This window comes from Methylobacterium sp. J-068, assembly GCF_022829445.1.
Lineage (GTDB): Bacteria > Pseudomonadota > Alphaproteobacteria > Rhizobiales > Beijerinckiaceae > Methylobacterium.
Genome location: NZ_JAKSXY010000063.1, coordinates 88,570 through 112,187 on the forward strand (window position 1 = coordinate 88,570; position 23,618 = coordinate 112,187).

General features: G+C 71.5%; 25 protein-coding genes. 18 read left to right on the top strand and 7 right to left on the bottom strand.

Translation table 11 applies throughout. The features are described 5' to 3' along the window. Window positions 1-447: 447 nt before the first annotated feature. Window positions 448-867 carry an RNA polymerase-binding protein DksA gene (gene dksA / locus MKK54_RS08880; protein WP_244010429.1) on the top strand — a complete coding sequence of 140 codons (420 nt, stop codon included), beginning with the start codon at window positions 448-450 and terminating at the stop codon, window positions 865-867. Window positions 868-968: 101 nt separating this feature from the next. On the opposite strand, the gene flgH is transcribed toward dksA, so the two are convergent. Genes flgH through flgF form a run of 4 tightly spaced genes read right to left on the bottom strand, consistent with a single transcriptional unit; the run spans window position 969 to window position 4,425 of the window. Next, window positions 969-1,745, bottom strand: a complete 777-nt coding sequence (gene flgH, locus MKK54_RS08885) for a flagellar basal body L-ring protein FlgH (RefSeq protein WP_244010430.1) — start codon at window positions 1,743-1,745, stop codon at window positions 969-971. A 47-nt stretch (window positions 1,746-1,792) separates the two neighbouring features. Continuing rightward, window positions 1,793-2,866 (bottom strand): flagellar basal body P-ring formation chaperone FlgA, encoded by a 1,074-nt coding sequence (gene flgA / locus MKK54_RS08890; RefSeq protein WP_244010431.1) that lies wholly within the window; start codon window positions 2,864-2,866, stop codon window positions 1,793-1,795. A 14-nt stretch (window positions 2,867-2,880) separates the two neighbouring features. Then, entirely contained in the window at window positions 2,881-3,672 is a 792-nt protein-coding gene (gene flgG, locus MKK54_RS08895; protein ID WP_244010432.1) for a flagellar basal-body rod protein FlgG, read from the bottom strand. Between the two features lie 12 nt (window positions 3,673-3,684). After that, entirely contained in the window at window positions 3,685-4,425 is a 741-nt protein-coding gene (gene flgF / locus MKK54_RS08900) for a flagellar basal-body rod protein FlgF (protein WP_244010433.1), read from the bottom strand. Between the two features lie 269 nt (window positions 4,426-4,694). Between flgF and fliL the strand changes: the two genes are divergently transcribed. The 8 genes from fliL (at window position 4,695) to MKK54_RS08940 (ending at window position 13,050) form a co-directional block, all read left to right on the top strand. After that, window positions 4,695-5,201, top strand: coding sequence for a flagellar basal body-associated protein FliL (fliL, locus tag MKK54_RS08905; protein ID WP_244010434.1), 507 nt, complete (start codon window positions 4,695-4,697; stop codon window positions 5,199-5,201). Window positions 5,202-5,249: 48 nt separating this feature from the next. Beyond that, window positions 5,250-6,467 carry a flagellar motor switch protein FliM gene (fliM, locus tag MKK54_RS08910; protein ID WP_244010435.1) on the top strand — a complete coding sequence of 406 codons (1,218 nt, stop codon included), beginning with the start codon at window positions 5,250-5,252 and terminating at the stop codon, window positions 6,465-6,467. A 7-nt stretch (window positions 6,468-6,474) separates the two neighbouring features. Continuing rightward, window positions 6,475-6,993 carry a DUF6468 domain-containing protein gene (locus tag MKK54_RS08915; protein ID WP_244010436.1) on the top strand — a complete coding sequence of 173 codons (519 nt, stop codon included), beginning with the start codon at window positions 6,475-6,477 and terminating at the stop codon, window positions 6,991-6,993. Beyond that, window positions 6,990-7,790 (top strand): MotE family protein, encoded by an 801-nt coding sequence (locus tag MKK54_RS08920; protein WP_244010437.1) that lies wholly within the window; start codon window positions 6,990-6,992, stop codon window positions 7,788-7,790. Before MKK54_RS08915 ends, MKK54_RS08920 begins: the two co-directional genes overlap by 4 nt. A 136-nt stretch (window positions 7,791-7,926) precedes the next feature. Beyond that, window positions 7,927-8,622: an invasion associated locus B family protein gene (locus MKK54_RS08925; protein ID WP_409564153.1), complete on the top strand. Its 696-nt coding sequence runs from the start codon at window positions 7,927-7,929 to the stop codon at window positions 8,620-8,622. A 79-nt stretch (window positions 8,623-8,701) separates the two neighbouring features. After that, the gene (locus MKK54_RS08930; RefSeq protein WP_244010439.1) at window positions 8,702-9,091 is read left to right on the top strand and encodes a hypothetical protein; all 390 of its coding nucleotides are present in this window, start codon (window positions 8,702-8,704) and stop codon (window positions 9,089-9,091) included. Between the two features lie 173 nt (window positions 9,092-9,264). After that, window positions 9,265-12,645 (top strand): hypothetical protein, encoded by a 3,381-nt coding sequence (locus MKK54_RS08935; protein ID WP_244010440.1) that lies wholly within the window; start codon window positions 9,265-9,267, stop codon window positions 12,643-12,645. Between the two features lie 231 nt (window positions 12,646-12,876). Then, on the top strand, window positions 12,877-13,050 hold the full coding sequence (locus MKK54_RS08940) for a DUF3606 domain-containing protein (RefSeq protein ID WP_244010441.1): 174 nt from the start codon (window positions 12,877-12,879) through the stop codon (window positions 13,048-13,050). A gap of 63 nt (window positions 13,051-13,113) precedes the next feature. On the opposite strand, the gene fliP is transcribed toward MKK54_RS08940, so the two are convergent. After that, entirely contained in the window at window positions 13,114-13,896 is a 783-nt protein-coding gene (gene fliP, locus MKK54_RS08945; protein WP_244010442.1) for a flagellar type III secretion system pore protein FliP, read from the bottom strand. A gap of 124 nt (window positions 13,897-14,020) precedes the next feature. Further along, complete coding sequence (locus MKK54_RS08950) at window positions 14,021-15,421, bottom strand: hypothetical protein (RefSeq protein WP_244010443.1); 1,401 nt, start codon at window positions 15,419-15,421, stop codon at window positions 14,021-14,023. A 376-nt stretch (window positions 15,422-15,797) separates the two neighbouring features. On the opposite strand from MKK54_RS08950, the gene MKK54_RS08955 reads away from it, so the two are divergent. From MKK54_RS08955 to cckA, 9 genes are all read left to right on the top strand, one after another. After that, window positions 15,798-16,304, top strand: coding sequence for a nucleoside deaminase (locus tag MKK54_RS08955; RefSeq protein ID WP_244010444.1), 507 nt, complete (start codon window positions 15,798-15,800; stop codon window positions 16,302-16,304). Then, window positions 16,301-16,516, top strand: a complete 216-nt coding sequence (locus tag MKK54_RS08960) for a molecular chaperone-like protein (protein WP_244010445.1) — start codon at window positions 16,301-16,303, stop codon at window positions 16,514-16,516. The genes MKK54_RS08955 and MKK54_RS08960 overlap by 4 nt, the downstream gene beginning before the upstream one ends. 135 nt (window positions 16,517-16,651) lie before the next feature. After that, window positions 16,652-17,080: a flagellar basal body rod protein FlgB gene (gene flgB / locus MKK54_RS08965; protein ID WP_244010446.1), complete on the top strand. Its 429-nt coding sequence runs from the start codon at window positions 16,652-16,654 to the stop codon at window positions 17,078-17,080. 35 nt (window positions 17,081-17,115) lie between these two features. Then, entirely contained in the window at window positions 17,116-17,526 is a 411-nt protein-coding gene (gene flgC, locus MKK54_RS08970; protein ID WP_244010447.1) for a flagellar basal body rod protein FlgC, read from the top strand. Between the two features lie 35 nt (window positions 17,527-17,561). Then, window positions 17,562-17,876, top strand: coding sequence for a flagellar hook-basal body complex protein FliE (fliE, locus tag MKK54_RS08975; protein ID WP_244010448.1), 315 nt, complete (start codon window positions 17,562-17,564; stop codon window positions 17,874-17,876). A 63-nt stretch (window positions 17,877-17,939) separates the two neighbouring features. Beyond that, complete coding sequence (gene fliQ, locus MKK54_RS08980) at window positions 17,940-18,206, top strand: flagellar biosynthesis protein FliQ (protein WP_244010449.1); 267 nt, start codon at window positions 17,940-17,942, stop codon at window positions 18,204-18,206. A 48-nt stretch (window positions 18,207-18,254) separates the two neighbouring features. Further along, on the top strand, window positions 18,255-19,019 hold the full coding sequence (gene fliR / locus MKK54_RS08985) for a flagellar biosynthetic protein FliR (RefSeq protein ID WP_244010450.1): 765 nt from the start codon (window positions 18,255-18,257) through the stop codon (window positions 19,017-19,019). Between the two features lie 24 nt (window positions 19,020-19,043). Next, entirely contained in the window at window positions 19,044-20,111 is a 1,068-nt protein-coding gene (gene flhB, locus MKK54_RS08990) for a flagellar biosynthesis protein FlhB (protein WP_244010451.1), read from the top strand. Between the two features lie 135 nt (window positions 20,112-20,246). Beyond that, window positions 20,247-22,928 carry a cell cycle histidine kinase CckA gene (cckA, locus tag MKK54_RS08995; protein WP_244010452.1) on the top strand — a complete coding sequence of 894 codons (2,682 nt, stop codon included), beginning with the start codon at window positions 20,247-20,249 and terminating at the stop codon, window positions 22,926-22,928. Between the two features lie 72 nt (window positions 22,929-23,000). Here the strand turns inward: cckA and MKK54_RS09000 are convergent, their stop codons facing one another. Beyond that, window positions 23,001-23,489, bottom strand: a complete 489-nt coding sequence (locus MKK54_RS09000; RefSeq protein ID WP_244010453.1) for a hypothetical protein — start codon at window positions 23,487-23,489, stop codon at window positions 23,001-23,003. Window positions 23,490-23,618 lie beyond the last annotated feature (129 nt).

Consider the following 23,618-nt stretch of genomic DNA (forward strand, 5'->3'; position numbering starts at 1 on the left):
CCAGACACGTCACGACGAACACATTCGATCCGTGTCCGTAGGGATGGGATAGGATCCGAGATCACGTCCCGAACAGGTGAGATCCTGCCTTGGATATCGACGATCTCGGCACGCGGCCCGAATGCATTTCGACTTGGGGGAACGCGCTCCTGACGACGCCGAGCCCAACGTGAGCCGCTCGTCCGGGTTCCGGCCCGCGTGGCCTGTATCGGAGATCGCGCAAGCCACCGCATCGAAGATCGCAGAAGCCGCCGCGCGTGGGCGCCCGCGCCGCGAATTGCAGCGCGGCAACCGATCTTGGGCGCCTACAGCCGTGGCGTGTTTGCCGCAGCGCGCAAAACATCCGGGGGGATATGCCATGCAGGGCGCACGATGCGTTGTCGTGGCCTGCCCCCTGCATTATAGCCACGCAAAATGATCGCCGCGAACCGGCTGCAAGAGGCGCGAATGGCGAAGGTCACGATTGAGGACGGGTACGTACCGAGTGAGAGCGAGCCGTTCATGAATGATCGGCAGCGCGAGTATTTCCGCCGGAAATTGCTCGGTTGGAAGTCGGATATCCTGCGCGAGGCCCAGGATACGCTCGTGGCGTTGCAGACCGAGAACGAGAACCATCCTGATCTGGCGGACCGCGCCTCCTCCGAGACGGATCGCTCCATCGAGCTGCGGGCCCGCGACCGCCAGCGCAAGCTGACCGGCAAGATCGACGCGGCGCTCGCCCGCCTCGAGGACGGCTCCTACGGCTATTGCGAGGAGACCGGCGAGCCGATCTCGCTCAAGCGCCTGGACGCCCGCCCCATCGCCACCCTCTCGCTCGAGGCCCAGGAGCGCCACGAGCGCCGCGAGCGCGTCTACCGCGACGACTGAGACCAGACCGCGATGAGCCCGGCTCATCGAGGTCTGCCCGTGCGACCGCGCGGCGGCGGGCGCCCGGACCGGCGCGGATCGAATCCGCGCCGGCGCCCCCCTCAGAACGGCAGGATCACGTCCACCAGCTGCTGGCCGTAGCGCGGCTGCTGCACGTCGCTGATCTGGCCGCGGCCGCCATAGGCGATGCGGGCCTGGGCGATCTTGCTCGAATCGATGGTGTTGTCGGACTCGATGTCCTCGGGCCGCACCACGCCGGCCACGATGAGTTCGCGCACCTCGAAGTTGATGCGGATCTCCTGCTTGCCCTCCACCACGAGGTTTCCGTTCGGCAGGATCTGCGTGACGATGGCGGCGACGCTGGTGGTGACGGTCTCGTTGCGCTGGACCGAGCCGGCGCCGTCGCTCGACGTCGTGGACGTGGCGTTGAGGAGCTTGTCGGCGCTGATCCCGGCGGCCGTCACGGCCTTGTTGTTCTCCAGGCCGAAGGCGTTGGGCAGGCCGAACCCCTCGGCGTTCGAGCGCGAGCGCTTGGTCTCGTTGCTGAGGTTGGCCTTGTCGGTGACGTTGACCTTCACCGTCACGAGGTCGCCGATGCGGGCGGCGCGCTGGTCCTTGAAGAAGGCGCGCGAGCCCGTGCGCCAGAGGGAGTTCGGCGCGTAGGAGACCGGCTGGATCTCGGGCATGGGCAGGCGCACGGGCTTGTAGCCGGCCTGCGCGGTCGGGTCCTCGATGGCCGACAGGGCCGGGGTCGCGCCGATCTGCGACAGGCGGTCGACGGTGTTGCAGGCGCCGAGGGACGTGCAGAGCAGCGCGGCCGCGAGGGCGGGAGACGCGCGGCGCGGCGCGGGGCGGAGGACCGTGAAGCGAGAGGTCATGGGGACCGGACCCTTGGCAAACCGGAGGGGGGAGCGGACCGGATCGGTCAACGCTGAAGGACGGACGTGTCGAGGGCGGCGCTGGCCTGGCGCGCGGCGGGCGCGGGCCCGACCGAGACCCGGCCGGGGCCGATCACGGTGGCCGCCAGCACCTTCTTCGAGACCGGGTTGGTCACGGTGATCGAGGCGCCGAGGCGGCCGCTCTCGTTGGCCTGGCCGCGCAGCGAGAGGTTGAGGCCCGGCGCGTCGAACACGATCGTCACCGCCTCGCCCCGCATCACGAGGTCGGGAGGGGCGAGGTCGCCCGAGCGCAGGATCGCCCCGGCGCTGAGGCCGCGCTGCGCCACCTGCCCGACGAGGCTCCCTTGAGACCCCTGCGCATCGGCCGGGGTCGCCTCGCGGGGGCGCCGCTCGATCGTGAGGTCGGCGGCGGTCACCGCCTCGCCCCGGTTGAGGCTGCGCCCCAGGATCGCGACCTCGCGGATCTCCATCACCTGTCCGGTCACCCGGAGAGAGGCCTGCCGCTCGCCGAGCGTGATCAGGGCGGCGATCCGGCGCGTGCGCGGGTCGTAGGCGACGTCGAGGGCGCTCGCCGGCCCGTCGAGGTCGAGGGGCGCCAGCAGCACCGGCGACTCGCCGTCGAGGCGGATCGCGAGGTTGCGGGCCTCGACGCCGTGGCCCGCCTCGAGGGCGCGCTTCAGGGCCGCCTCGATCTCGGGCTGCGTCACCCGCCGCGCGGCGCGCAGGACCGAGACCTGGACCCGGCCGCCGGTCTCGATCTCGCCGAGGCCGAGCCCCGCGACCGTGTCGGCGATCCGCCGGACCTGGATCGTGCCCGTGGCGCCGAGCGCGGGCGCGCGGAAGACCGGGCGGCGGGCCGCCTCCGGGGCGGCGCCCTCCACGAGGTCGCCGAGGGTCAGCACGTCGCCGCGCGCGGTGACGTCGCCGCGCAGGCGCAAAGATCCGTTCGTGGGTCCGCTCGCGCCGGCCGCCTCGGCCAGCACCTGGGCGGTGAGCAGCGAGAGCGCCATCACGGCCAGCAGGACGCGGGAGACGATCCCGAGGCTGAGGGTCGCGACCCGCGTCGGGCGATGGGGCGTGATCTGTCGCAGGGCGTGCATGGTCAGGAATCCGATCAGCCGCGGAACATCTGGGAGGTGGTCGAGAGCATCTGGTCGGCGGCGGTCACCACCTTCGAGTTCATCTCGTAGGCGCGCTGCGCCGCGATCAGCGAGGAGATCTCGGTGACGGCGTTGACGTTCGCCTCCTCGAGATAGCTCTGCTGCAGGTTGCCGAAGCCCTCGGCGCCGGGCAGGCCGTTGATCGCCGGGCCGGAGGCGGCGGTCTCGACGAAGAGGTTGTCGCCGATGGATTCGAGGCCGACCTTGTTGACGAAGCGGGCGAGCTGGAACTGGCCGAGCGCCTGCGGCGCCGTCTGGCCCGGAACGGTGGCCTGGACCGCGCCCTGGGCGCTGATCGTCACCGAGGTGGCGTTGTTCGGCACCGTGACGCCGGGATCGACGAGGTAGCCGTCGCGGGTCACGAGCTGGCCCTGCGCCGAGAGGTCGAACGAGCCGTCGCGGGTATAGGCGGTGCGCCCGTCCGGCATCGTCACCCGGAACAGGCCTTCGCCCCGGATGGCGACGTCGTAGTCCTTCTCGGTGCTCGTCAGGGTGCCCTGCGACATCACCCGGGCGGTGGAGGTGGTCTTCACGCCCGAGCCGATGGCAAGGCCGGCGGGAAGCTGGGTGTTCTGGTCCGAGGTCGAGGAGCCGGCCCGGCGCAGGTTCTGGTAGAGCAGGTCCTGGAAATGCGCCTGCTGGCGCTTGTAGCCCGTCGTGCGCAGGTTCGCGATGTTGTTCGAGATGACCTGGACGTTGAGTTCCTGGGCCGCCATGCCGGTGGCGGCGGCGTAGAGGGCGCGCATTGGCGGTGTTCCTTACGCGACGTCGGCGAGACGGCGGATCGCCGTGCCGCGCAGATCGTCCAGGCGCGAGATCACGCCCGAGACCATGGTGTAGGTGCGGTTCACGTCCATCAGCCGGGTCATCTCGATCACCGGCTTGACGTTGGAGCGCTCCAGCGCGCCCGATTCGAGGCGCCCCGCGAGCCCGGCGGGCTGGGGCTGCGCGGTGGAGGCGTAGAGGTTGGCGCCCTCGTTGGTGAGCGCCTGCGGGTTGGCGAAGGTGACGAGGCGGACGCGGCCCCGGATGCCGAGATTGGTCGAGACGGTGCCGTCGGGCCCGATCGCGATGCCGGTCTCCTGCTGGCCGATCTGGATCGGCCCGCCCTCGCCCTGGACGGGGTAGCCGTCGCTGGTCACCAGGGTGCCCTGGGCATTCGTCTCGAGGGCGCCGTTGCGGGTGTAGCGGTCGCCGTTCGGGGTGCGGGCCACCAGGAAGGCGTCGCCGCGCACGGCCACGTGCAGGGGGTTCCCGGTCTGCTCGATCGGTCCTTGCGCGAGATCGAGGGCGGTGCCCTGGTCGATGACGTAGGAGACGCGCCGGTCCTGCTTCTGGAAGGAATCGGCGCTCGCCACCGGCATCAGGTATTCCTGGAACCGGGCGTTGCGCGCCTTGAAGCCGTTGGTCGAGACGTTGGCCATGTTGTTGGCGATGACGTCCAGCTCGCGCTGCAGCGCGACCTGGCTCGAAACCCCCACGAACAATGCGTTCTGCATGACACCCTCGGCCTCGACACGCGACGACGAGGACATGTCCGCACGGGCCGTGCCATTTCTGCGAGATCCGTTTTATCGATGTTTCCCAGTGACTTGAGATATTCCTGGCGACACCCGCGCACCGTCCGCAGACGCCGCGCGGCAAGTCCGACCCGGCAGTTTTTGCCGCCTTAACGACGCGTTAACCCTGTTGGTCCGATACCGGGGCGAGGGCCGTCCCGCGCGAGGGTGGGGCGCCCCGCTCCGCGACGCCAGCCCGAGGTCCAGCGATGGCCAAGAAGCCGAAGAAGGCCGCCGCCGAGGGCGAGGAGGGCGCCGAGGGCGAGGCCCCGAAATCGGGCAAGAAGAAGATCATCGTCATCGGCGCCGTGGTCCTCGCCCTGGCGGGCGGCGGCGGTTTCTTCTTCCTGAAGAAGAAGAGTGGCGGCGACGGGCACGGCGAGGCGATGGCCGAGGTCAAGAAGCCGGTCGTGTTCCTCGACGTGCGCGAGATGATGATCAACCTCGCCAGCGAGCCCGGACAGGACAGGGTCCGCTTCGCCAAGATCAAGGTCGCGATCGAGCTGAAGGACGCCAAGGTCGAGGGCGAGGTGAAGCCCCTGATGCCGCGCATCGAGGACACCTTCCAGGTCTACCTGCGCGAATTGCGCGCCAGCGACCTCGCGGGGTCGGCCGGCATCTACCGCCTGCGCGAGGAACTGCTGCGCCGGGTCAACATCGCGATCCACCCCGCACGGGCCGAAGCGGTGCTGTTCAAGGACGTGGTCGTCCAGTAGCCACCCGATCACCGGGCCGATGAAGCGTTTGCGAGTGACGAGAGTCTGATGGCCGAAGCGGACGACGCGATCGACGAGGACGACTGGGCGGCAGCCCTCATCGCCCAGAACGGCGAGGGCGGGGAATCCTCGCTCGCCGACGAGTGGGGCGCGGCGCTCGCCGAGCAGGGCACCACGACGCATGCCAGCGACGTCGCCGCCGAATGGGCGACGATGATCGAGGACGGGGAGACCGACAACCTCCCCGAACTGGCCGGCAACGACCGCATCCTGAACCAGGACGAGATCGACGGCGTCCTGGGCTTCTCGCTGCGCGAGCTCTCCGCCTCGGGCGCGGGGGGCGTGCGCGCCATCGTCGATTCGGGCGTCGTCCAGTACGAACGCCTGCCGATGCTGGAAATCGTCTTCGACCGGATGATCCGGTTGCTGTCGACGAGCCTGCGCAACTTCTTCCAGGACAACGTCGAGGTCACCCTCGACAACATCACCTCGGTGCGCTTCGGCGACTACCTCAACGCGATCCCGCTGCCGACCCTGCTGGGCGTGTTCCGCGCCGATGCCTGGGAGAATTCGGGCCTCGTCACCGTCGAGTCCAATCTCGCCTACTCGACCATGGACCTGCTCCTCGGCGGCAAGCGCGGCGGCTCCTCGACGCGCCTCGACGGGCGCCCCTTCACCACCATCGAGATGCAGCTCGTCCGGCGCCTCGTGGAGATCATCCTCAGCGACCTCGAACTCTCGTTCCAGCCGCTCTCGCCGGTGCGCTTCGCCATCGACCGGATCGAGACCAACCCGCGCTTCGCCACCATCACCCGGCCCGCCAACGCCGCGATCCTGATCAGCCTCAAGCTCGACATGGACGGCCGCGGCGGCCTGCTTCAGATCCTGTTCCCCTACGCGACCATCGAGCCCATCCGCGAATTGCTGATGCAGAGCTTCATGGGCGAGAAGCTCGGTCGCGACCACACCTGGGAAAGCCATCTCGCCACCGAGATCTGGCAGGCGGAATCGACGATGGAGGCGGTCCTCCACGAGATGATGCTGCCGCTGAAGAAGGTGCTGTCGCTGAAGGTGGGCGACACCCTGATGTTCGACACCAAGCCCTCGGACCTCATCGCGGTGCGCTGCGGCGACTGGGCCCTGACCCAGGGGCGCATCGGGCGGATCGACGACAACATCGCGGTGCAGCTCACCCGGCCCCTGCGCCAGTCCCGCACCACCCTCCAGGCCTTCGAGGCCTCCATGAACAACCGCTCGGACGGGTGACGACACCATGAGCCTCCTCGTCACCCTCGCGGCCGATGTCCTCGTCGCCGTCCTGCTCGTCGCCAGCATCGTCTCGTCGGTGCGCCTGAGCCGCCGCATCACCCGGCTCAAGGCCGACGAGGCGGCCCTGCGCCAGACCATCGGCGACCTCGTCATGGCGAGTTCCACCGCCGAGCGGGCCATCGTGGGCCTGCGCGCCACCCTCGACGAGTGCGACCGGACCCTGGCCGACCGGCTCGGGACGGCCGAGCGCTACGCCACCGACCTCGCGGCCCACGTGGAGGCGGGCGAGGCGGTGATCGCCCGCATCGCCTCCATCGTGTCCCAGGCCGCGCCCGGGCGCGAGACCGTCCGCCCGGCGGCGCAGCGCGACCCGGAGGCCATCGCATCGCCCCGCCGCATCGCCCCGGCGCCCGCGCCCGCAACGGCGCCCAGCCCCAACGGCGAGCGCCTCGGCGTCGCGGCGGCGGCGGCGCTCGCGATGTCCGAGCGGGCGCTGGGCCGCCTGCGGAGCAAGGCCGCGTGAAGACGCTCCCCCGCCGCGTCCGGCTGCCCCAGCCGCGCCCCTTCAAGCTGCGGCTGATCGATGCCGTGACCCTGGCCGCCGCCGGGCTGCTGGTGCTCAAGCTCTCGGCGATCGCGGTGGAGGACACCAAGCCGCAGCCGGGCGCGGGCCTGCCGGACTTCGCGCGGGTGCTGGCCAAGGCCCGCACGAACTACGAGCCCGCCGACCCGACGACGACGGGCTCCGTCACCCCGAAGGAACCCGAGAAACCGGCCCCCGAACCGGAGAAGCCGGCCCCCCGGCCACCGCCGCCGCCCGAGCCGATGCCGGCCTCCGAGCGGGCCCTGCTGGAGCGCCTCGCGGCCCGCCGGGACTCCCTGAAGCAGCGCAGCGAGGCCCTCGACCTGCGCGAGCAGCTTCTCGGCACCGCCGAGCGCAAGCTGGAGGAGGGCGTCGACACCCTGAAGCAGGGCGAGGAGAAGACCGAGGGCGGCGGCTCGCAGCGCGCGGAGGCCGAGCGGGCGGCGCTGAAGAACATCGTGACGATGTACGAGACGATGAAGCCGAAGGATGCCGCGCGGGTGTTCGACCGGCTCAGCCTGGAGGTGCTGGTGCCCATCGTGCTCGCGATGAACCCGCGCAAGATGGCCGAGGTGCTGGCCCTGATGCAGTCGGAGCCGGCCGAGAAGCTGACGGTGGCCCTGGCGAACCGGGCGCGCGGCCAGGGACCGGCTCCGGCCCAGGCTGTCGCGGCCGGACTCGGACCGAACGAGCTTCCGGCGATCGACCCCGTGGCCAGGACCGAGCTCCGGCGCTGAGGAACCCGGGGGCCGAGACGGGGAATCGCCCCGTTGCGGGCCCGTGTCGCGCGCGACTCCATTGCGCCTTCGGCGTCACCCGACTAGGGGCAGGCATTCCGCGGGGCCGCGAGCCGCCCTCCGGATCCGGGGAGCGATATCCGTGTTGTCCACCAGTCTGATCCGACCCCTCGCCGCACTCGCCGTCGCCCTGGTGGCGCTGGGGCCGGCCCTCGCCCAGGAGGCCGAGGCGCCCGACGCGCCGGCCGAAGGCGCCGCGAAGGCGAAACCGCGCAAGCCCGCTCCCCCGAAGCCCGCGCCGGCCAAACCCGCGCCGGCCAAGCCGGTCGCGACGCCCGCCGCCGCGACGGCCGGCTGGCCGGTCGGCGCGAGCTCGGTGACCGAGGTCTACGGCGACTGGACCGTGACCTGCGCCCGATCGGCGGAGACCAAGACCCCTGATGCCAAGACTCCCGATACCAAGCCCGAATGCGCGGTCATGCAGGCGCAGGGCTCGAAGGGCCGGCGCGAGTTCGCGATCGAGCTTCGGCCCCCGGCCGAGGGACGCGCGCAGGGCTTCATCCTCATGCCCCTGGGCCTGGCGATCGAGCCCGGCATCGCGTTCAAGCTCGACGAGGCCGTCCTCGGCAAGGGCGCGCCCTATCTCTCGTGCAGCCAGGAGGGCTGCCTCGTGCCGATCGGCCTGCCGACGCTGGCGACGGACACCATGAAGACGGCCAAGAACCTGCTCGTCTCGGCGATGAAACCCGATGCGAAGGAGCCCACGGTGATCACCGTGCCGCTGGCCGGGTTCGGCGACGCCCTGGCCCGCGCCGCCGCCCTGACGAACTGAGCACCCGCGCGGTCGCGACCACGCGTGGTGGGCCGCCCGCGGGAAAGACCCTGCGATCCACCCGAGGACACGGACCATCATGAGATCCACCCTGACGGCCGTGACCCTGCTCGGGCTCCTGCTCGGTCCGGCCCGTGCGCAGGAACCGCCGCCGGCCCCGCCGGACGGCATGCCGTCCGGCCCGGTGAGCCCGGCGGACCGGCAGCGGAACAACGCGGCCAAGCTCGCGGGCCTGATCGGCTTCGTGCGGACCCACTGCCCGGAGCTGAGCCCCGACGACGCGCGCTTCCGCGCGGTGCTGGCGCGGCTGGGCGTCCCGTTCGACGACCTTCAGGCGGGCGACCTCCACCTGCGCGCGCTCGCCTATGCGGAGACCTACGCCAAGGACGTCCCGGCCAATTGCGCCCGCGCGGTCACGAATTTCGGCGAGAACGGCCAGACGGTGCCGGGCCTGATCGCGAAGCGGTAGCCGCCACCGGGCCTGCGCCGAATCTCGGGTGAGTCTGGCCTCGCGGGCCGGGCTCACCCGAGGGCCGATCTTAAGTGCCCGTTAGCCTCGACCGGCGACACTGCGCGAAGTTGTGGCGTTCAGGCGACCGGACCCCGTCGGTCCGTTCGCCCACCGGGTTGGCGTATTCTGCGATGGCTCTGGATGCCGGTTTCGCGACACAACGGCGTCGGCCCTGGGCCGGCCTGGTCGTGGCGTCGGTGCTGGCCGGCGGGTTCTGGAGCGCCGGAGGCGCGCAGGCCGCCAAGCTGACCGCGATCAAGGGGTCGCAGGCCGAGCGCTACGGCCGCATCGTCCTCAGCTTCGACAGCCCCGTCGCCGTCAAGGCGCGGGTCTCGGGCGCCGTGCTGGTGCTCGGCTTCTCCGAGCGGTCGGGGGCCGCACCCGAGCGGATCGCCGCCGAGATGCCGGATTACGTCTCCGTGGTCCGGCGCGACCCCGACGGCCTGGGCCTCCGGCTCGGGTTGCAGCGGCCGTTCCGCATCAACGTTCAGGAAGCGGGCGAGCGGGTCTTCATCGATCTCCTGCCGCAGGACTGGAGCGGCCTTCCGCCGGCCCTGCCGCCCGAGGTGGTGGCCGAATTGTTCCGGCGGACCCAGGCGGCCGAGGCGGCCCTGAAGGCGGCCAAGCCCCCGGCGGAGCCGAGGCCGCTGCGCCTCGAACTCGCGCAGCTTCCGAACCTCACGCGCCTGAGCCTGCGCCTGCCGGCCTCCGCGCAATCGTCCTTCGACAGCGTGGGGCCGTCCACGCGCGTGTCCATCCCCGGGGCTTGGCGGCTCGACGACGTCGCGACGCGCGGACGCCTGAAGCCCGCCATCGAATCCCTGGAGGTGGAGGACGATCCGACGGGCGCGGGCCTCCTCGTGACGCCGGCCGCCGGCTACGAGGTGCGCCGTTTTCGCGACGAGGACGGCGTGACCCTGGACGTCGCCCGCCTGCCGGTCCCGGACGCCAAGCCGGGGGCCGCCGGCGGGCCGATGATGGCCGAAGGCGATATGAAATCCGGCGAGGCCAAACCGTCCGACGCCAGATCGCCCGACCCCAAGGCGGGCGCGATGCCGGACAAGGCGGCCGCAATGTCACGGGCCGAGCCGGCGCCGCGCGCGGCCATGCCCGCCCGGCCGGTGGTCCAGCGCCCCGCCGGCCCCGGCCTCGTCTTCCCGTTCCAGCGCATGCCCTCCGCCGCCCTGTTCGAGCGGTCGGGCATCGCCACCCTGGTCTTCGAGACCGGCGAGCCCGTCACCGCCTCAGGCGCGGGCGCGCCGCTCACGCCGCTGGGGCCGCCGGCACGGACCGGCCGCGTCGTCGTGCTGCGCTTCCCCGTCCCGCAGGACCGCCTGTTCGATCTCGTCCCGGCCGGACCGCCGGAGGCGCCGACCGGCTGGGAACTCGTGGCGGGCGAGAACCTGGCGGCGAGCCAGCCCCTGTCGGCGCTCCGGACCACCGACGCCGCCGGACGGATCGGCGTGGGCGTGCGCCTGCCGAATCCGGGCTCCGCGACCTGGCTCGACCTCGACGGCGAGCGCATCGCCGTGGTCACGGGCTACGGCCCGCAGCCGGCCGGCATCCCGAAGCGGCAGGCCTTCGTCGATTTCGAATTGCTGCCGAGCCGCCAGGGCGTCGCGGTCCTGGCCCGGGCGGACGACCTCCTGGTGCGGCCCGACATCGACGGCGTCGCGATCGGCCGGGACACCGGCATGGCGGTGTCGGGCGTGGCGCGGCCCTCGGAAGCGCCGCTCGCGGCGATCGGCGATCTGGCCATCGACCGGGGGCCCTGGGAGGCCTCGCAGCGCGGCGACACCCGCGACCTGCTGCGCGACCAGTTGCAGGCGGCGGCGGAAGCGCCGCGCGGCGCGCGGGGTCCACTCCGGATGGTGCTCGCCCGCAGCCTCCTGGCGAACCGACTCGCGATCGAGGGGCTCGGCGTGCTGAAGGCCGCCGCCCGGGAGGACCCCGTCCTGGCCGGCCAGCGCGACGTGCCGATGCTGACCGTGATCGGCAACGCGCTGATGAGCCGCTTCGGCGACGCCCGCGCGGGCCTGTCCGCCGAAATCCTGAGGAACGATCCGGAAGCCCGCCTGTGGCAGGCCTACCTGGATGCCGCGACGGGCCGCTGGGTGCCGGCCGCCGACGGCTTCCAGGCCGCGGCGAGCGTGCTCGAACGCTATCCCGACGACCTCCAGGCCCTGCTGCGCACCGCCGCCGCCGAGGCGGCGGTCGAGACCGGCGACTGGGACGCCGCCAACCGGCACATCATCGCCGCCAGCCGCATGGGCGATCGCCGAACGCAGGACGAACTCGCCCTGCTGCGTGCCCGCATCGACGAGGTCACCGGCCAGACCGTCGCCGCCCTCGACGTCTACGGGCGCCTGAGCGAAAGCGAGGCGCCCTCCGTCGCCGCCGCCGCGAAACTGCGCGGCACCATGCTGGGATACGCCACGGCCAAAATCCCGGTCGCGGACGCGATCGACCGCCTGGAGACCCTCGAACTGTCCTGGCACGGCGGCGACATCGAGCATCGGACCATCGCGAGCCTCGCCAAGCTCTACGTCGAAGCCGGGCGGTGGCGTCAGGCCCTGCTCACGGCGCGGCGCGCCGATGCCCTGGGGGTCGACACGCCGCTCCTGCGCGACATCCACGACCAGGCGCAGGCCCTGTTCGACGACCTCTACCTCGGCGCGCGCAGCGACAAGATCACCGGCGTCGAGGCCCTGGCGCTGTACTTCGACTTCAAGGAGTTCGCGCCCATCGGCCGGCGCGGGGACGAGATCGTGCGCCGCCTCGCGGACCGCCTGGTGGAACTCGATCTCCTCGATTCCGCCGGCGAACTCCTGCAGCATCAGATCGACCACCGCCTCAAGGGCGCGAGCCGGGCCAGCGTCGCCGCCCGCCTCGCCGCGATCCGGCTGATGGACGACAAGCCCCTGCTCGCCCTCCAGAGCCTGGACGCCACCTACGTGCCGGAACTGCCCGAGGACCTGCGCCGCGCGCGGGCCCTCCTGCGGGCGCGGGCGCTCTCCGACCTGTCGCGCACGGACCTGGCCCTGGAGACCATCGAGGGCGAGACCGGCGCCGACGCGGCCCGTCTGAAGGCCGACATCCTCTGGACCGCGCGGCGCTGGCGCGAGGCCGGGGAGGCCCACGAGGCCCTGGTGGGTGATGCCTGGCGCCGCCGGGCGCCCCTGGACGATGCCGCCCGCACCGACATCCTGCGCACGGCCATCGCCTACGGCCTGGCCGGGGAGACGCTCGGCCTGGAGCGCCTGCGGGCCAAGTTCGCCGGTCCGATGGCCGAGAGCACGGATGCGCGCACCTTCGCGCTCCTGACCCAGCCCAACGCCGTGCGCGCGTCCGGCTTCCGCGAGATCGCCCAGAAGGCGACCAGCGCCGAGACGTTGCAGGCCTTCCTGTCGGAATACCGCAAGCGCTACCCCGACAGCGCCGTCCCGGCCCCGGCCAAGCGCGAGACCGATGCCCGCGCCGACGCGCAGGGCGGCGCGTCACCGCCCGGCTGATCCCGGACCGCGATGAGACCGCGTATGAGCGGCGGTTCGCCCGGTTCGGAGGCGATATCAGGTGTGGCGAGGCGGTTCCCGCCCGACGCGAGGCTTGCGGCGTAAAAGCTTGTCGGAATGCGCGAAATTCGGGGCCGGGGCCGCAACAAAAGCGGGGCCGCCACGTTCTGAATCCAATCGCATCCCTCTTCCGCGGCGCATTGCCCAGCCCGGCACAGCAAAGGCCCCGTCATGCTCACGGACTCCCTCGATTCCAAGACCGGCAAGACCCATCTCGACATCTACGACAGCCAGCAGCGCAGCATGATGGCCTCGCGCCTCGGCGTCACCGAGGACCGCCTGAAGCGCGCCGTCCGCCTCGTCGGCACCCGCATCTCGACCCTGAAGAGCTACCTGGAGCGCTGACCCTCCGTCGCTCGCGCGGGATGGACGGCCAGGGCGCCCCTCGCGGGCGCCCTTCTTCGTTCGTCAGGTGCCGTAGCTCTGGATCAGGGACCCGGCCACCAGGGTCCAGCCGTCGACCAGCACGAAGAAGATCAGCTTGAACGGCAGCGCCACGGTGGCGGGCGGCACCATCATCATGCCCACCGCCATCAGGATCGAGGCCACCACGAGGTCGATGATCAGGAACGGGATGAAGAGCAGGAAGCCGATCTCGAAGGCGCGCCGCAGTTCCGAGATCATGAAGGCCGGGGTCAGCACCTCGAGGCCGACCGCCTCCGGCCCGGCGGGCAGGGGCGCCTTGGCCATGTCGAGGAAGAGCTTGAGGTCCTTCTCGCGCACGTTCCGCAGCATGAAGGTCTTGAACGGCGCGGAGGCGCGCTCGAACGCGACGCTCTGGGTGATCTGGCCGGCGATCAGCGGCTCGATCCCGGTGCGATAGGCCTCCCGGCCGATCGGCGCCATTACGAAGGCCGTGAGGAAGAGCGCGAGGCTGGTGATCACCGCGTTCGGCGGCGCGCTCTGGGTGCCCATCGCCGAGCGCAGGATCGACAGCACCACGATGATCCGGGTGAACGAGGTCGCCATCACCAGCACCGAGGGCGCCAGCGCCAGCACGGTGAGCAGGGCGACGAGTTGCAGCGCCCGCTCGGTGACCCCGCCCGTGCCGAGATCGACCGACAGGCTCTGGGCCCGCACGGTCGCTGCCGTCAGGGCCCAGCCGCCGCCCGCGAGGATCGCCAGCAGGAGGGGCCGGGACGGGCGCCATGGATTCGAGGGCCGGGTCGAGGAGGGTCGGGCGTCGGTCATACCGGTTCCGGGCGATGCGGGGCGGCGCGGCCGCTCGGCCCCTCTTACCATCCGGGCGGCGTTTGGCATCCGCGCCTTGGCCCGCATCGCCGCACGGGCCGGCGCGGAAAAGCTTCGGGCGGTTCTAGTGCTTCCGGTCGAGGGGCCGGCCGAGCAGGCGGGCGAACTCGGCCTCGATCTCCTCGACGGAGAAGGGGTTGGGCGACGCGGCCGGCTTCGGCGCGGGGGCCGGAGGAGGGGCCGGCACAGGCTCCGGATCGGGTTCGGGCGTCACGGCGGGCGCCGGCTCTTCGAGCACCGGCGCATCCGCGATCACCGCGTGGACGACCGGCTCGGGCGGCTCCACGAAGACGGGGCCCGTGTCGGCCGGCGGCGCATGCGCCTCGTCCTCGGCGAACAGCGCGTCGTGCGCCGGAGGCACCTCCAGCGGAGCATCGGCCGGGGCGTGCTGTTGGGTCGAGACAGGCTCTTGAGTCGGGACGGGCTCCTGGGCCGTGGCCGCCATCGCGGCCGCGATCGGATCGACGGCCTGAATGTCTTCCGCGCGGACCGGCTCGGGCTCGTGGAATGGGACGCCCTCGGGTTCGACCCGCGACGCGGCCGCCTCCGCACTCTCCTGCGGCTCGGGCTGCGCGGGAACGGGCGGACGCACCGCCGCGGCGGGCCGGCGCAAAGCCTCCTCCAGCTGGCGCGCCATGTCCGACAGGATCGCCGCATCGATGGCGCGGGCCGCCGGGGGCGAGACGGGGGACGCCGGAGGCGGGACGGGCACCGCCGCAGGCAAGACGAAGGGGGGCGGCTCGACGGCGGGGATCGGCGGCGCCTCGGGCGCGCGTTCCGGCAGGCGAACCCGTTCGGCGAGGGCGGCGGGCACGAGGTTGGCGAGGCCGGGCGGCGCGCGGCGGATCACGCGCGCGAACTGCGATTCCTTCTGCTTCGGCCGGGGGGCGGCGCTCGCCTGGGGCGCGCGCAGGTCGCTCCCGAGATCCAGCTGGGGCGGAAGCTCCGGGGGACGGGCGCCGGCGGCCGCGGCCTCGGGCGCCGGCACGACGACGGGCATCGCGAAGCTCGGTTCGAGGTAGGGCGCGGATGGCGGGTAGTTCGGCGCGAGGCCCGCCCCGAGGCTCGGCGACGGGCCGGAGATGGGGGTGGGCGGAGACGGATTGGCCGGGGCCTGTTCCGGGGGCTCGTCGTAGGCGGTCTCCTCCGTCGGCAGGCGGGCATTGATGCCGCGCGTGATGTTGCGCTCAACCACCACGTCGTTCGGCCCCCCGACCAGGAGCAGGTGCTCGACATTGTCCCGGCGCAGGAGGATCAGCTGCCGCTGGCGGTCCAGCTCGTAGATGTCGACGATGCCGAGGCGGGGTTGGCGGCCGCGCGGGGGCGTCTTGTTCGACAGGGGCGTGCCCCGCCCGGTGAAGCGCCGGAGCAGGAACACGCCGGCGGCCAGGACCAGGAAGATGACGACGAAGATGATGGCGAACTGGAGAGGGAACGAACCATCCGAGCTGAAGAACGATGACAAGACCGGGGTCTCTCGCTTTTAGGGGCTCGTGGCCCAACGCAACACTTGGCCTCGCAGTATCATGGCAGGCGGGGGCACGGGCAATAACGTTAAGACTTCGTTAACAGCTCCTTTGCCCTGTCGGCTGCCCCGGCGAGCGCCTCAGCGCGGAGCGGGAAGTCCCGCGTCGTGGCGGGTGCCCCGCCGCCCGATCCGATCACGGGCCGGCGGGGCATGCCGTGTCCACACGGCGAGCCGATACGCAACGCGGCTGTCCGTGATCCTGACCTCGCTCGGTTAGCCCCGCCTCAATGCGGGCGATCCGCGCGGTCTCGAAACGGGACCCGCCGGCACGGCCTGCGCGTTTGTAAGGGACCCGCCGACGGAGACCCGCCCCGTGCCGCCCGATGACCGGACCGACGAATACCTGCGCGACGAATACCTGCGCGACGCCGTGGCGCTCGCCCGCGACAATGCCCGCGCGGGCGGCCGGCCCTACGGCGCCGTGATCGTGCGCGACGGGACGGTGCTGGCCCGGTCGGTGAACACCACCTCGGTCACGCACGATCCGACCGACCATGCCGAGATGGTGGCGATCCGCGCGGCCAGCCGCGCCCTCGGCAGCCCGAAGCTCGAGGGCTGCGTCGTCTATGCCAGCGGGCGGCCCTGCCCGATGTGCCACGCCGCCATGCGGCTCGCCGGTATCACCAGGGCGTACTTCGCCTTCAGCGCGGAGGAGGGGGAGGCGTACGGGCTGATCGGCGCCGGCATCTACGCCGAACTCTGTCGGCCCCCGTCCGAGCAGCCGATGCGGGTCGAGCACCGGGCCGTCGAGGCGGGCGCGCATCCCTACGCGATCTGGCGCGACCGGCAGGCGGCGCCTCCGAAAGGCCGAGGTCCATGACCGTCCCGCGCTGGATTCCCGTCCTCGCCGCCGCGCTGTTCGTCGCGGCGGCCCTCACCCTCGGCCTCCTCTGGAGCCGGGGCGCCTTGCGGCATCCGAGCGAGGATGCGCGCGGCGCCGGGGCGCCGGTCGCCTGCGCGCCGCTCAACCCCACCGGTCCGCCGCCGGCGGAATGCCCACAGGCCCGCCCGCCGACCCCGCGCGCGCCCTGAGACCGTATCCGGCATGAGACGAGCGGCCATCCACCCGGACGGCGGCCGATCTTAACCGGGCGTTAACCATGAGGGCGGCAGATTTTGCCGGTCCCACCGGGCAGATTCTTCCGGGCGAGGGGAGGGTTCGCAGCCGTGTCCGTCACCGACCTTCCCATTCTCGGCATGCTGCGCACCCGCATGCAGTGGCACCAGACCCGCCAGAAGCTCCTGGCCGAGAACGTCGCCAACGCCGACCTGCCGGGCTTCAAGCCGCGCGACCTCGCGAGCCCCGACCTCGGGCGCTCCGGTGGCGGCCTCGCCCAGCCCGCCGGGGCCGCGACGCCCGGCGGCGGCGGTCTCGCCGTCACCAACGTCGCGCATATCGGCCCCGGCGGCGGCTCCGAGGGCCCCGGCGCGGATCCCCGCCGGGTGAAGGGCTTCGAGATCCGGCCGAGCGGCAACGGCGTCAATCTCGAGGAAGAGATGATGAAGGCCGGCGACAACCAGGCGGATTACCAGATGGCCGCGTCGCTCTACCAGAAGAGCCTCGAGACCCTGAAGATCGCCATCGGCAAGCGCTGAGCGACGATGTCGGCCGACCGGATGGAGCGCGCCCCGTGGACTTCCTGAAATCCCTCACCACCGCCGCCTCGGGCCTCAAGGCCCAGTCGAGCCGGATGCGCATCATCGCCGAGAACATCGCCAACGCGGATTCGGCGCCCGCCAGCCCCGGGGCCGAACCCTACCGGCGCAAGATCCCGACCTTCAGCCAACAGGTCGACCGCGAGACCGGCGCCGCGCTGATCGAGGCGGGCCGGGTCCGGCGCGACACCACACCGTTCCGCACGAAGTACGACCCCGGCAATCCGGGCGCCAACGCCAGGGGCGAGGTCGCGATGCCCAACGTCAACGGGCTGATCGAGAACATGGACATGCGCGAGGCCCAGCGCTCCTACGAGGCCAACCTCAACATGGTCACGGCGACCCGCCGCATGGTCGCCAAGACCCTCGAGATCCTCAAGGCCTGACGCCACCGCCCGCCGCACTCCGAAGGACCGCCCGCATGACCACCAACGCCTTCGCCGCCGGCGCCTACGCGGCGATCCAGAACATCGGCGCCAAGGGCGCGCCCAAGATCGCGCCGGCCGCCGGCGCGCAGGGCTCGAACTTCACCTCGCTCCTGACCTCCACCCTCGATTCGGTGAGCGAGGCGGGGCGCAAGGCCGACAGCCAGGCCATGGCGGTGGCGGGCGGCAAAGCCAACGTCGTCGACGTGGTCACGGCGGTCGCCGAGAGCGAGACCGCCCTGCAGACCCTGGTGGCGGTGCGCGACCGGGTGATCTCGGCCTACGAAGAGATCATGCGGATGCAGATCTAACGCCGAAGCCGCCTTCGCCCCGCCCGATTGACCATCGCCCAGCCGCGAGATGACATCCCCCACATGACCGGTCTCGCCATCATCGACGTCGCCCGCGACGGCATCTTCGTCTTCCTCAAGGTCGCCGGGCCGATCATGCTCGTGGCCCTCGTCGTCGGCCTCGTGGTCTCCCTGGTCCAGGCGCTGACGCAGATCCAGGAACAGACGCTGATCTACGTGCCCAAGATCGTCGCGGTCTTCGCGACCCTGCTCCTGATGCTCCCCTTCATGGGCGACGCGCTGGGCGGCTACATGACCCGCATCGCCGCCCGCATCGTCTCCGGCGGCTGAGGCCGGAATCCGGGGGTCGTGCCATGACGGGGCGTGCTATGAGGGGCCATGAACCTCCTCCTGCCGGGCATCGCGGCGGCCTTCCTCCTCACCTTCGCGCGGGTCGGCACCCTGGTGATGCTGATGCCGGGCCTGGGCGAGCAGATGGTCTCGCCGCGCCTGCGCCTCGCCTTCGCGCTGCTGCTGTCGCTCGTCCTGTTCCCGATGGTGCGCCCGCTCCTGCCGGCGCAGGGGAGCGCGCTGGCGGGGCCGGGCCTGATCGCGCTCCTCATCGGCGAGTTTCTGGTGGGGCTGATGCTCGGCCTGACGGTGCGGATGGTCGTCGCGGCGCTCCAGACCGCCGGCATGATCATCTCGCAGCAGCTCGGCCTGTCCTACGCCATGACGGTGGACCCGACGCAGGGCGGGCAGCAGGCGGCGGTCGGCAACTTCCTGTCGCTGCTCGGCATCACGCTCATCCTGGCGACCGACCTGCACCACGTGGCGCTCGACGCGATCGGGCGCAGCTACGCGCTGCTGCCGCCGGACGGGGTGCCGGGCATGGGCGAGGCCGCGAGCCTCGCCCTGAAGGCGATCGCGCGGGGCTTCACCCTCGGCGTGCAGATCTCGGCGCCCTTCATCGCCTTCGGCATCCTGTTCAACGTCGGCCTCGGCGTGCTGGCGCGGCTGATGCCGCAGATGCAGGTGTTCTTCGTGGCCGTGCCGGCCTCGGTCCTCATCGGCATGCTGCTGCTGCTGGGCAGCCTCGGCGTCATGATGGGCGTCTTCCTGGACGATATCGGGCGCTACCTCGCGGATCTCGCCGGGCGCTGAGCCCCGTGACGGAGGCCTGACCCCGTGTCCGACGAGTCCGATCCGGAAGACAAGACCGAAGACCCGACTCCGCGGCGGATCGAGAAGGCGATCGAGCAGGGCAACGTCCCCAACAGCCCCGAGATCAACACCTTCTTCATCCTGGCCGCGTTCACGATGGCGCTGCTTCTCGCCGCGCCCAGCATCGCCCGGGACCTCGTGGCCGCCCTGCGCGGCTTCCTGGCGAACGCGCACCAGGTCCCCTCCGACCCCACGGCCTATACGGAGATGGGCATGCGCATGCTGCTCATCTGCGCCCAGGCTCTGGTGGTGCCGATCGGCCTCGTGGTGGTGGCCGGGCTCGCCGCGGGCCTGATCCAGCACCCGCTGGTCTTCAGCACGGAGACGCTCGGGCTGAAATGGGAGCGGGTCTCGCCGATGGCGGGCGCCAAGCGCATCTTCGGCATGGAGGCCCTGTTCCAGTTCCTGAAGGGTCTGGCCAAGCTCGGCATGGTCGGCGTGGTCGGGGGCACCATCCTGTGGGGCGAGCGCGACCGGATGGAGGTGTTCGCGCGCCTCGACCCCGCCGCGACGCTGGCGGCCATCCTGGGGCTCGCGCTCAAGCTGATGGCCGGCATGCTCTGCGTCTTCATCGCCATCGCGCTGGGGGACGCCGTCTACCAGCGCTTCCGCTGGCACAAGCGCCTGCGCATGTCCAAGGAGGAGATGAAGCAGGAGCACAAGGAGAGCGAGGGCAGCCCCGAGGTGAAGGGCCGCATGAAGCAGTTGCGCGCCCAGCGCGTGAAGAAGCGCATGATGGCGGCCGTGCCCACCGCCACCGTGATCGTCACCAACCCGACCCACTACGCCGTGGCCCTGCGCTACGAGGCCGGCATGGCCGCGCCGATCTGCGTCGCCAAGGGCGTCGACAGCCTCGCCCTGAAGATCCGCGCGGTGGCCAAGGACCACGACGTGCCGATACTCGAGAACCCGCCGCTCGCCCGCGCCCTGCACGCCACCGTGGAGATCGACGCGGAGATCCCGGCCGAGCATTACCGGGCGGTGGCCGAGGTCATCGGCTACGTGATGCGCCTGAGGCGGCGCGCGGCGTGACGATTGGCGCATCGCCCCGCCACGCTTTATGCACCTTCTTTCGCGAGATTTATCGGCAACTTGCACCGGTTTCCGCTTGCCGCGACGACGAGCGGAGCGCTAACCGGAAGGGCTTCAGGAGTGGGTCGACGGCGGATGGTTGAGTTCAGCGGACAGGGCAAGCCCGCGTCGAACGCGATCGATCGGTCCGAGCGGCCGGGGCGCGTCGGGCTCCTCCTTGTCCTGGCGGGGCTCCTCGTCGGCGCGGCGGTGGGCCTGTCCTTCGTCGCCAACGAGCAGGCGCAGCCGCTCATCCTCGGCCTGCTGGCGCTCCTGGCCATGGCGGGGGTGTTCTGCCTGTTCGCGCTGGCCATCGGGGCGATCCAGCTCGCCGGGCAGACCGCGCGCGACGACATCACCAAGGCCATCGTGGACGCCTCGCCCGAGGGCGCCATCGTGGTGGAGGAGGGCGGGCGCCTCATCTACGCCAACGAATCCTACCTGCGCATCGCGGGCGGCGAGACCTTCGCGAGCCTGCGCCCGGTGGAGCGGGTCTTCGTGGGCTCGCCCGAAGTGTCGGAGGCGGTCTACCGCCTGGCCCAGGCCTCCCGCGACGGCCTCGGCCACGCCGAGGAGATTCGCATGGCGCCCCCGCCCGGCGGCGGGCCGGAGCGCGCCTTCGCGTGGTTCCGCATCGCCGTGCGCCCCATCGAGCGGCCGCGCCGCCCCGCCACCCTGTGGACGGTGTGCGACATCACCCACGAGCGCGAGCGCCAGGAGAACGTCTTCCAGGAACTCCAGCACGCGATCGACTACCTCGACCACGCGCCGGCGGGCTTCCTCTCCATCGATCCCGCCGGGTCGATCGTCTACATGAACGCGACGCTCGCCGCCTGGCTCGGCTACGACCTCGCCACGGTCGGCTCCGGCGGCCTGAAGCTCGCCGACATCGCGCCGGGCGCCGACGTGCTCACCGCCTCCGAGGGCCTGCCCGGCGAGGTCCGCACCGACCGCTTCGACCTGGACCTCCGCCGCCGCAACGGCCACCCGCTGCCGACCCGCCTCTACCACCGCGTCGCCTTCGGGCAGGACGGACGGCCCGGCCCCTCGCGCACCTTCGTGCTCAACCGCTCGGCCGGCGCCGAGAGCGACGAGCCCCAGCGGGTCGCCGAGGTGCGCCTCGCGCGCTTCCTCAACAACAGCCCCATCGCGATCGCGACCCTCGACCAGAGCGGCCACATCGCCCGCGCCAACGCCTCCTTCGCCCGGCTGTTCGGGGGCCTGCCGCGCCAGGCCCTGCCGGACGGGCGCAACGACCTGCAGAGCGAGCCCACCATGTGGGACGCGATCGTCGAGCGCGACCGCCCGGCCCTGGAGGCGGCCCTGGCCAGGGCCGCCTCCGGGCTCGTGGAGGTCGCGCCGATCGAGATCGCGCTGGCCGGTCCCGGCACCCGCTCGGCCCGCGTCTGGCTCAGCCCCGCCGGTGGCGAGCCGGCGGTGGCCGGACGCGACGGCGCGGAGGGCGCGCACAACGACCGCGAGCGGGTCATCCTCTACGCCCTCGACACCACCGCCCAGCGCCAGCTGGAGCAGCAGGTGGCGCAGGCGCAGAAGATGGACACGGTGGGCCAGCTCGCCGGCGGCATCGCGCACGACTTCAACAACGTCCTCCAGGCCATCATCGGCTACTCGGACCTGCTGCTCGCCAGCCACAGGCCCACCGACCCGGCCTTCCAGGACATCATGCAGATCAAGCAGAACGCGAACCGGGCCGCGAGCCTGGTGCGCCAGCTGCTGGCCTTCTCGCGGCGCCAGACCCTGCGCCCGGAGGTGATGAACGTCGGCGAGGCGCTCTCCGACCTGACGCTGCTGCTGAAGCGGCTTCTCGGCGAGCGGGTCGACCTCGACCTCAAGCACGGGCGCGACATCTGGCCGATCAAGGCCGACGTGAACCAGTTCGAGCAGGTCATCGTGAACCTCGCGGTGAATGCCCGCGACGCGATGCCGGAAGGCGGCCGCCTCCTCATCCGCACCTCCAACGTCCTGCACGACGCCGTGCCGGGCGACGACCGCCTGGGCATGCCGGCGGCGGGCGACCACGTGCTGATCGAGGTGCTCGACACCGGCCAGGGCATCCCGCCCGACGTGATGGAGAAGATCTTCGAGCCGTTCTTCACCACCAAGGAGATCGGCAAGGGCACGGGCCTCGGCCTCTCGACGGTGTTCGGCATCGTCAAGCAGAGCGGCGGCACCATCGACGTGCGCTCCACGGTGGGCGAGGGCACAGCCTTCCGGATCTACTTCCCCCGGCACGAGCCCGCCGCCGAGCCGGCGCCGGAGCCCGAGATCGCGCCGCCGGCGCCCCAGAGCACGGCCGCCATCGCGGCGAGCCGCCTCAAGGGCGCGCCGGACCGGACCCGGCCGGAGGGCGAGAAGCCCGCGCCGCGCAAGCCCGCCCCGGACCATACCGGCCAGGGCGTGATCCTGCTGGTGGAGGACGAGGACCCGGTGCGCGCCGTCAACAGCCGCGCCCTCTCGGCGCGCGGCTACACGGTGCTGGAGGCCGCCTCCGGCCTCGACGCCCTGCGCATCATCGCCGAGACCACCGAGACCATCGACCTCGTGGTCTCCGACGTGGTGATGCCCGAGATGGACGGGCCGACCCTGCTGCGCGAGCTGCGCAAGCAATCCCCCGACCTGAAGGTGATCTTCGTCTCGGGCTACGCCGAGGACGCGTTCCGCAAGAACCTGCCCGAGGGCGAGGACTTCAACTTCCTGCCCAAGCCCTTCAGCCTGAAGCAGCTCGTCGAGACGGTGAAGGAGACCATCGCCCGCTGACGGGAGGCGGGGCGCGGCGATTCACCAGGCGGCATCGACGCAGAACCGCCATCCGCCGTTTCGGGAACACTTTCAGACCTCGAACGGCACCGATGGCGTGACGAGCTTCCAGAGCCCCGAGAGCTTCGACGGTCGCATGAGCTGCCACTGCATGATCTTCGCCGATCCGGGGGGATAGAATTCGATGCGATCCGAGCCCGATTGTCGGGCCGCGGCCCGGGCGTCCTCGTAAGCCTGCTGAACCGTCTCGCTCCAGACTTTTCCATCGGGCAGATCGGCGGTGAACCGTTGGTCGACGTCCTTCAGCTTGGGCATCTCGGCGAAGTAGAAGACGTAACAGCCCTTCTTCATGCTGTTGGGACGGAGGCCGAGGCTGCTCTCGATCTGCAGAGAATTCAGATTCCTCAGGAACTTCGCCTGCGTGACGTAGCCCGTCGCGGTCCGTAAGGATGCAGGGCGAACGGCGTCCTCGACGCTGACGGCTTTCACCACAGCATTCTCACCCGAGAGCGTCCAGGAGCGAAAGGACGAGAACGTCGCGAGTTCCTGGAAGGTGATCATGCGCTGATTCCGGTCGAAGGCGGCGCAGAGTCTCGATCGAACACGGCCACGAGTAAACCCGGCGCCTCGGAGTGCCGCTCGCCCTCCCGGTCATCCTTGCGTCTCGGGTCCAGGCATCAGAGGAGCGGT

Bases quoted from the DNA above. Each gene is read 5' to 3' on its own strand.
- dksA (WP_244010429.1), top strand. From the start codon at position 448: ATGGCGAAGGTCACGATTGAGGACGGGTACGTACCGAGTGAGAGCGAG.
- flgH (WP_244010430.1), bottom strand. From the start codon at position 1,745: ATGACCTCTCGCTTCACGGTCCTCCGCCCCGCGCCGCGCCGCGCGTCT.
- flgA (WP_244010431.1), bottom strand. From the start codon at position 2,866: ATGCACGCCCTGCGACAGATCACGCCCCATCGCCCGACGCGGGTCGCG.
- flgG (WP_244010432.1), bottom strand. From the start codon at position 3,672: ATGCGCGCCCTCTACGCCGCCGCCACCGGCATGGCGGCCCAGGAACTC.
- flgF (WP_244010433.1), bottom strand. From the start codon at position 4,425: ATGCAGAACGCATTGTTCGTGGGGGTTTCGAGCCAGGTCGCGCTGCAG.
- fliL (WP_244010434.1), top strand. From the start codon at position 4,695: ATGGCCAAGAAGCCGAAGAAGGCCGCCGCCGAGGGCGAGGAGGGCGCC.
- fliM (WP_244010435.1), top strand. From the start codon at position 5,250: ATGGCCGAAGCGGACGACGCGATCGACGAGGACGACTGGGCGGCAGCC.
- MKK54_RS08915 (WP_244010436.1), top strand. From the start codon at position 6,475: ATGAGCCTCCTCGTCACCCTCGCGGCCGATGTCCTCGTCGCCGTCCTG.
- MKK54_RS08930 (WP_244010439.1), top strand. From the start codon at position 8,702: ATGAGATCCACCCTGACGGCCGTGACCCTGCTCGGGCTCCTGCTCGGT.
- MKK54_RS08935 (WP_244010440.1), top strand. From the start codon at position 9,265: ATGGCTCTGGATGCCGGTTTCGCGACACAACGGCGTCGGCCCTGGGCC.
- MKK54_RS08940 (WP_244010441.1), top strand. From the start codon at position 12,877: ATGCTCACGGACTCCCTCGATTCCAAGACCGGCAAGACCCATCTCGAC.
- fliP (WP_244010442.1), bottom strand. From the start codon at position 13,896: ATGACCGACGCCCGACCCTCCTCGACCCGGCCCTCGAATCCATGGCGC.
- MKK54_RS08960 (WP_244010445.1), top strand. From the start codon at position 16,301: ATGACCGTCCCGCGCTGGATTCCCGTCCTCGCCGCCGCGCTGTTCGTC.
- fliE (WP_244010448.1), top strand. From the start codon at position 17,562: ATGACCACCAACGCCTTCGCCGCCGGCGCCTACGCGGCGATCCAGAAC.
- fliQ (WP_244010449.1), top strand. From the start codon at position 17,940: ATGACCGGTCTCGCCATCATCGACGTCGCCCGCGACGGCATCTTCGTC.
- fliR (WP_244010450.1), top strand. From the start codon at position 18,255: ATGAACCTCCTCCTGCCGGGCATCGCGGCGGCCTTCCTCCTCACCTTC.
- cckA (WP_244010452.1), top strand. From the start codon at position 20,247: ATGGTTGAGTTCAGCGGACAGGGCAAGCCCGCGTCGAACGCGATCGAT.
- MKK54_RS09000 (WP_244010453.1), bottom strand. From the start codon at position 23,489: ATGATCACCTTCCAGGAACTCGCGACGTTCTCGTCCTTTCGCTCCTGG.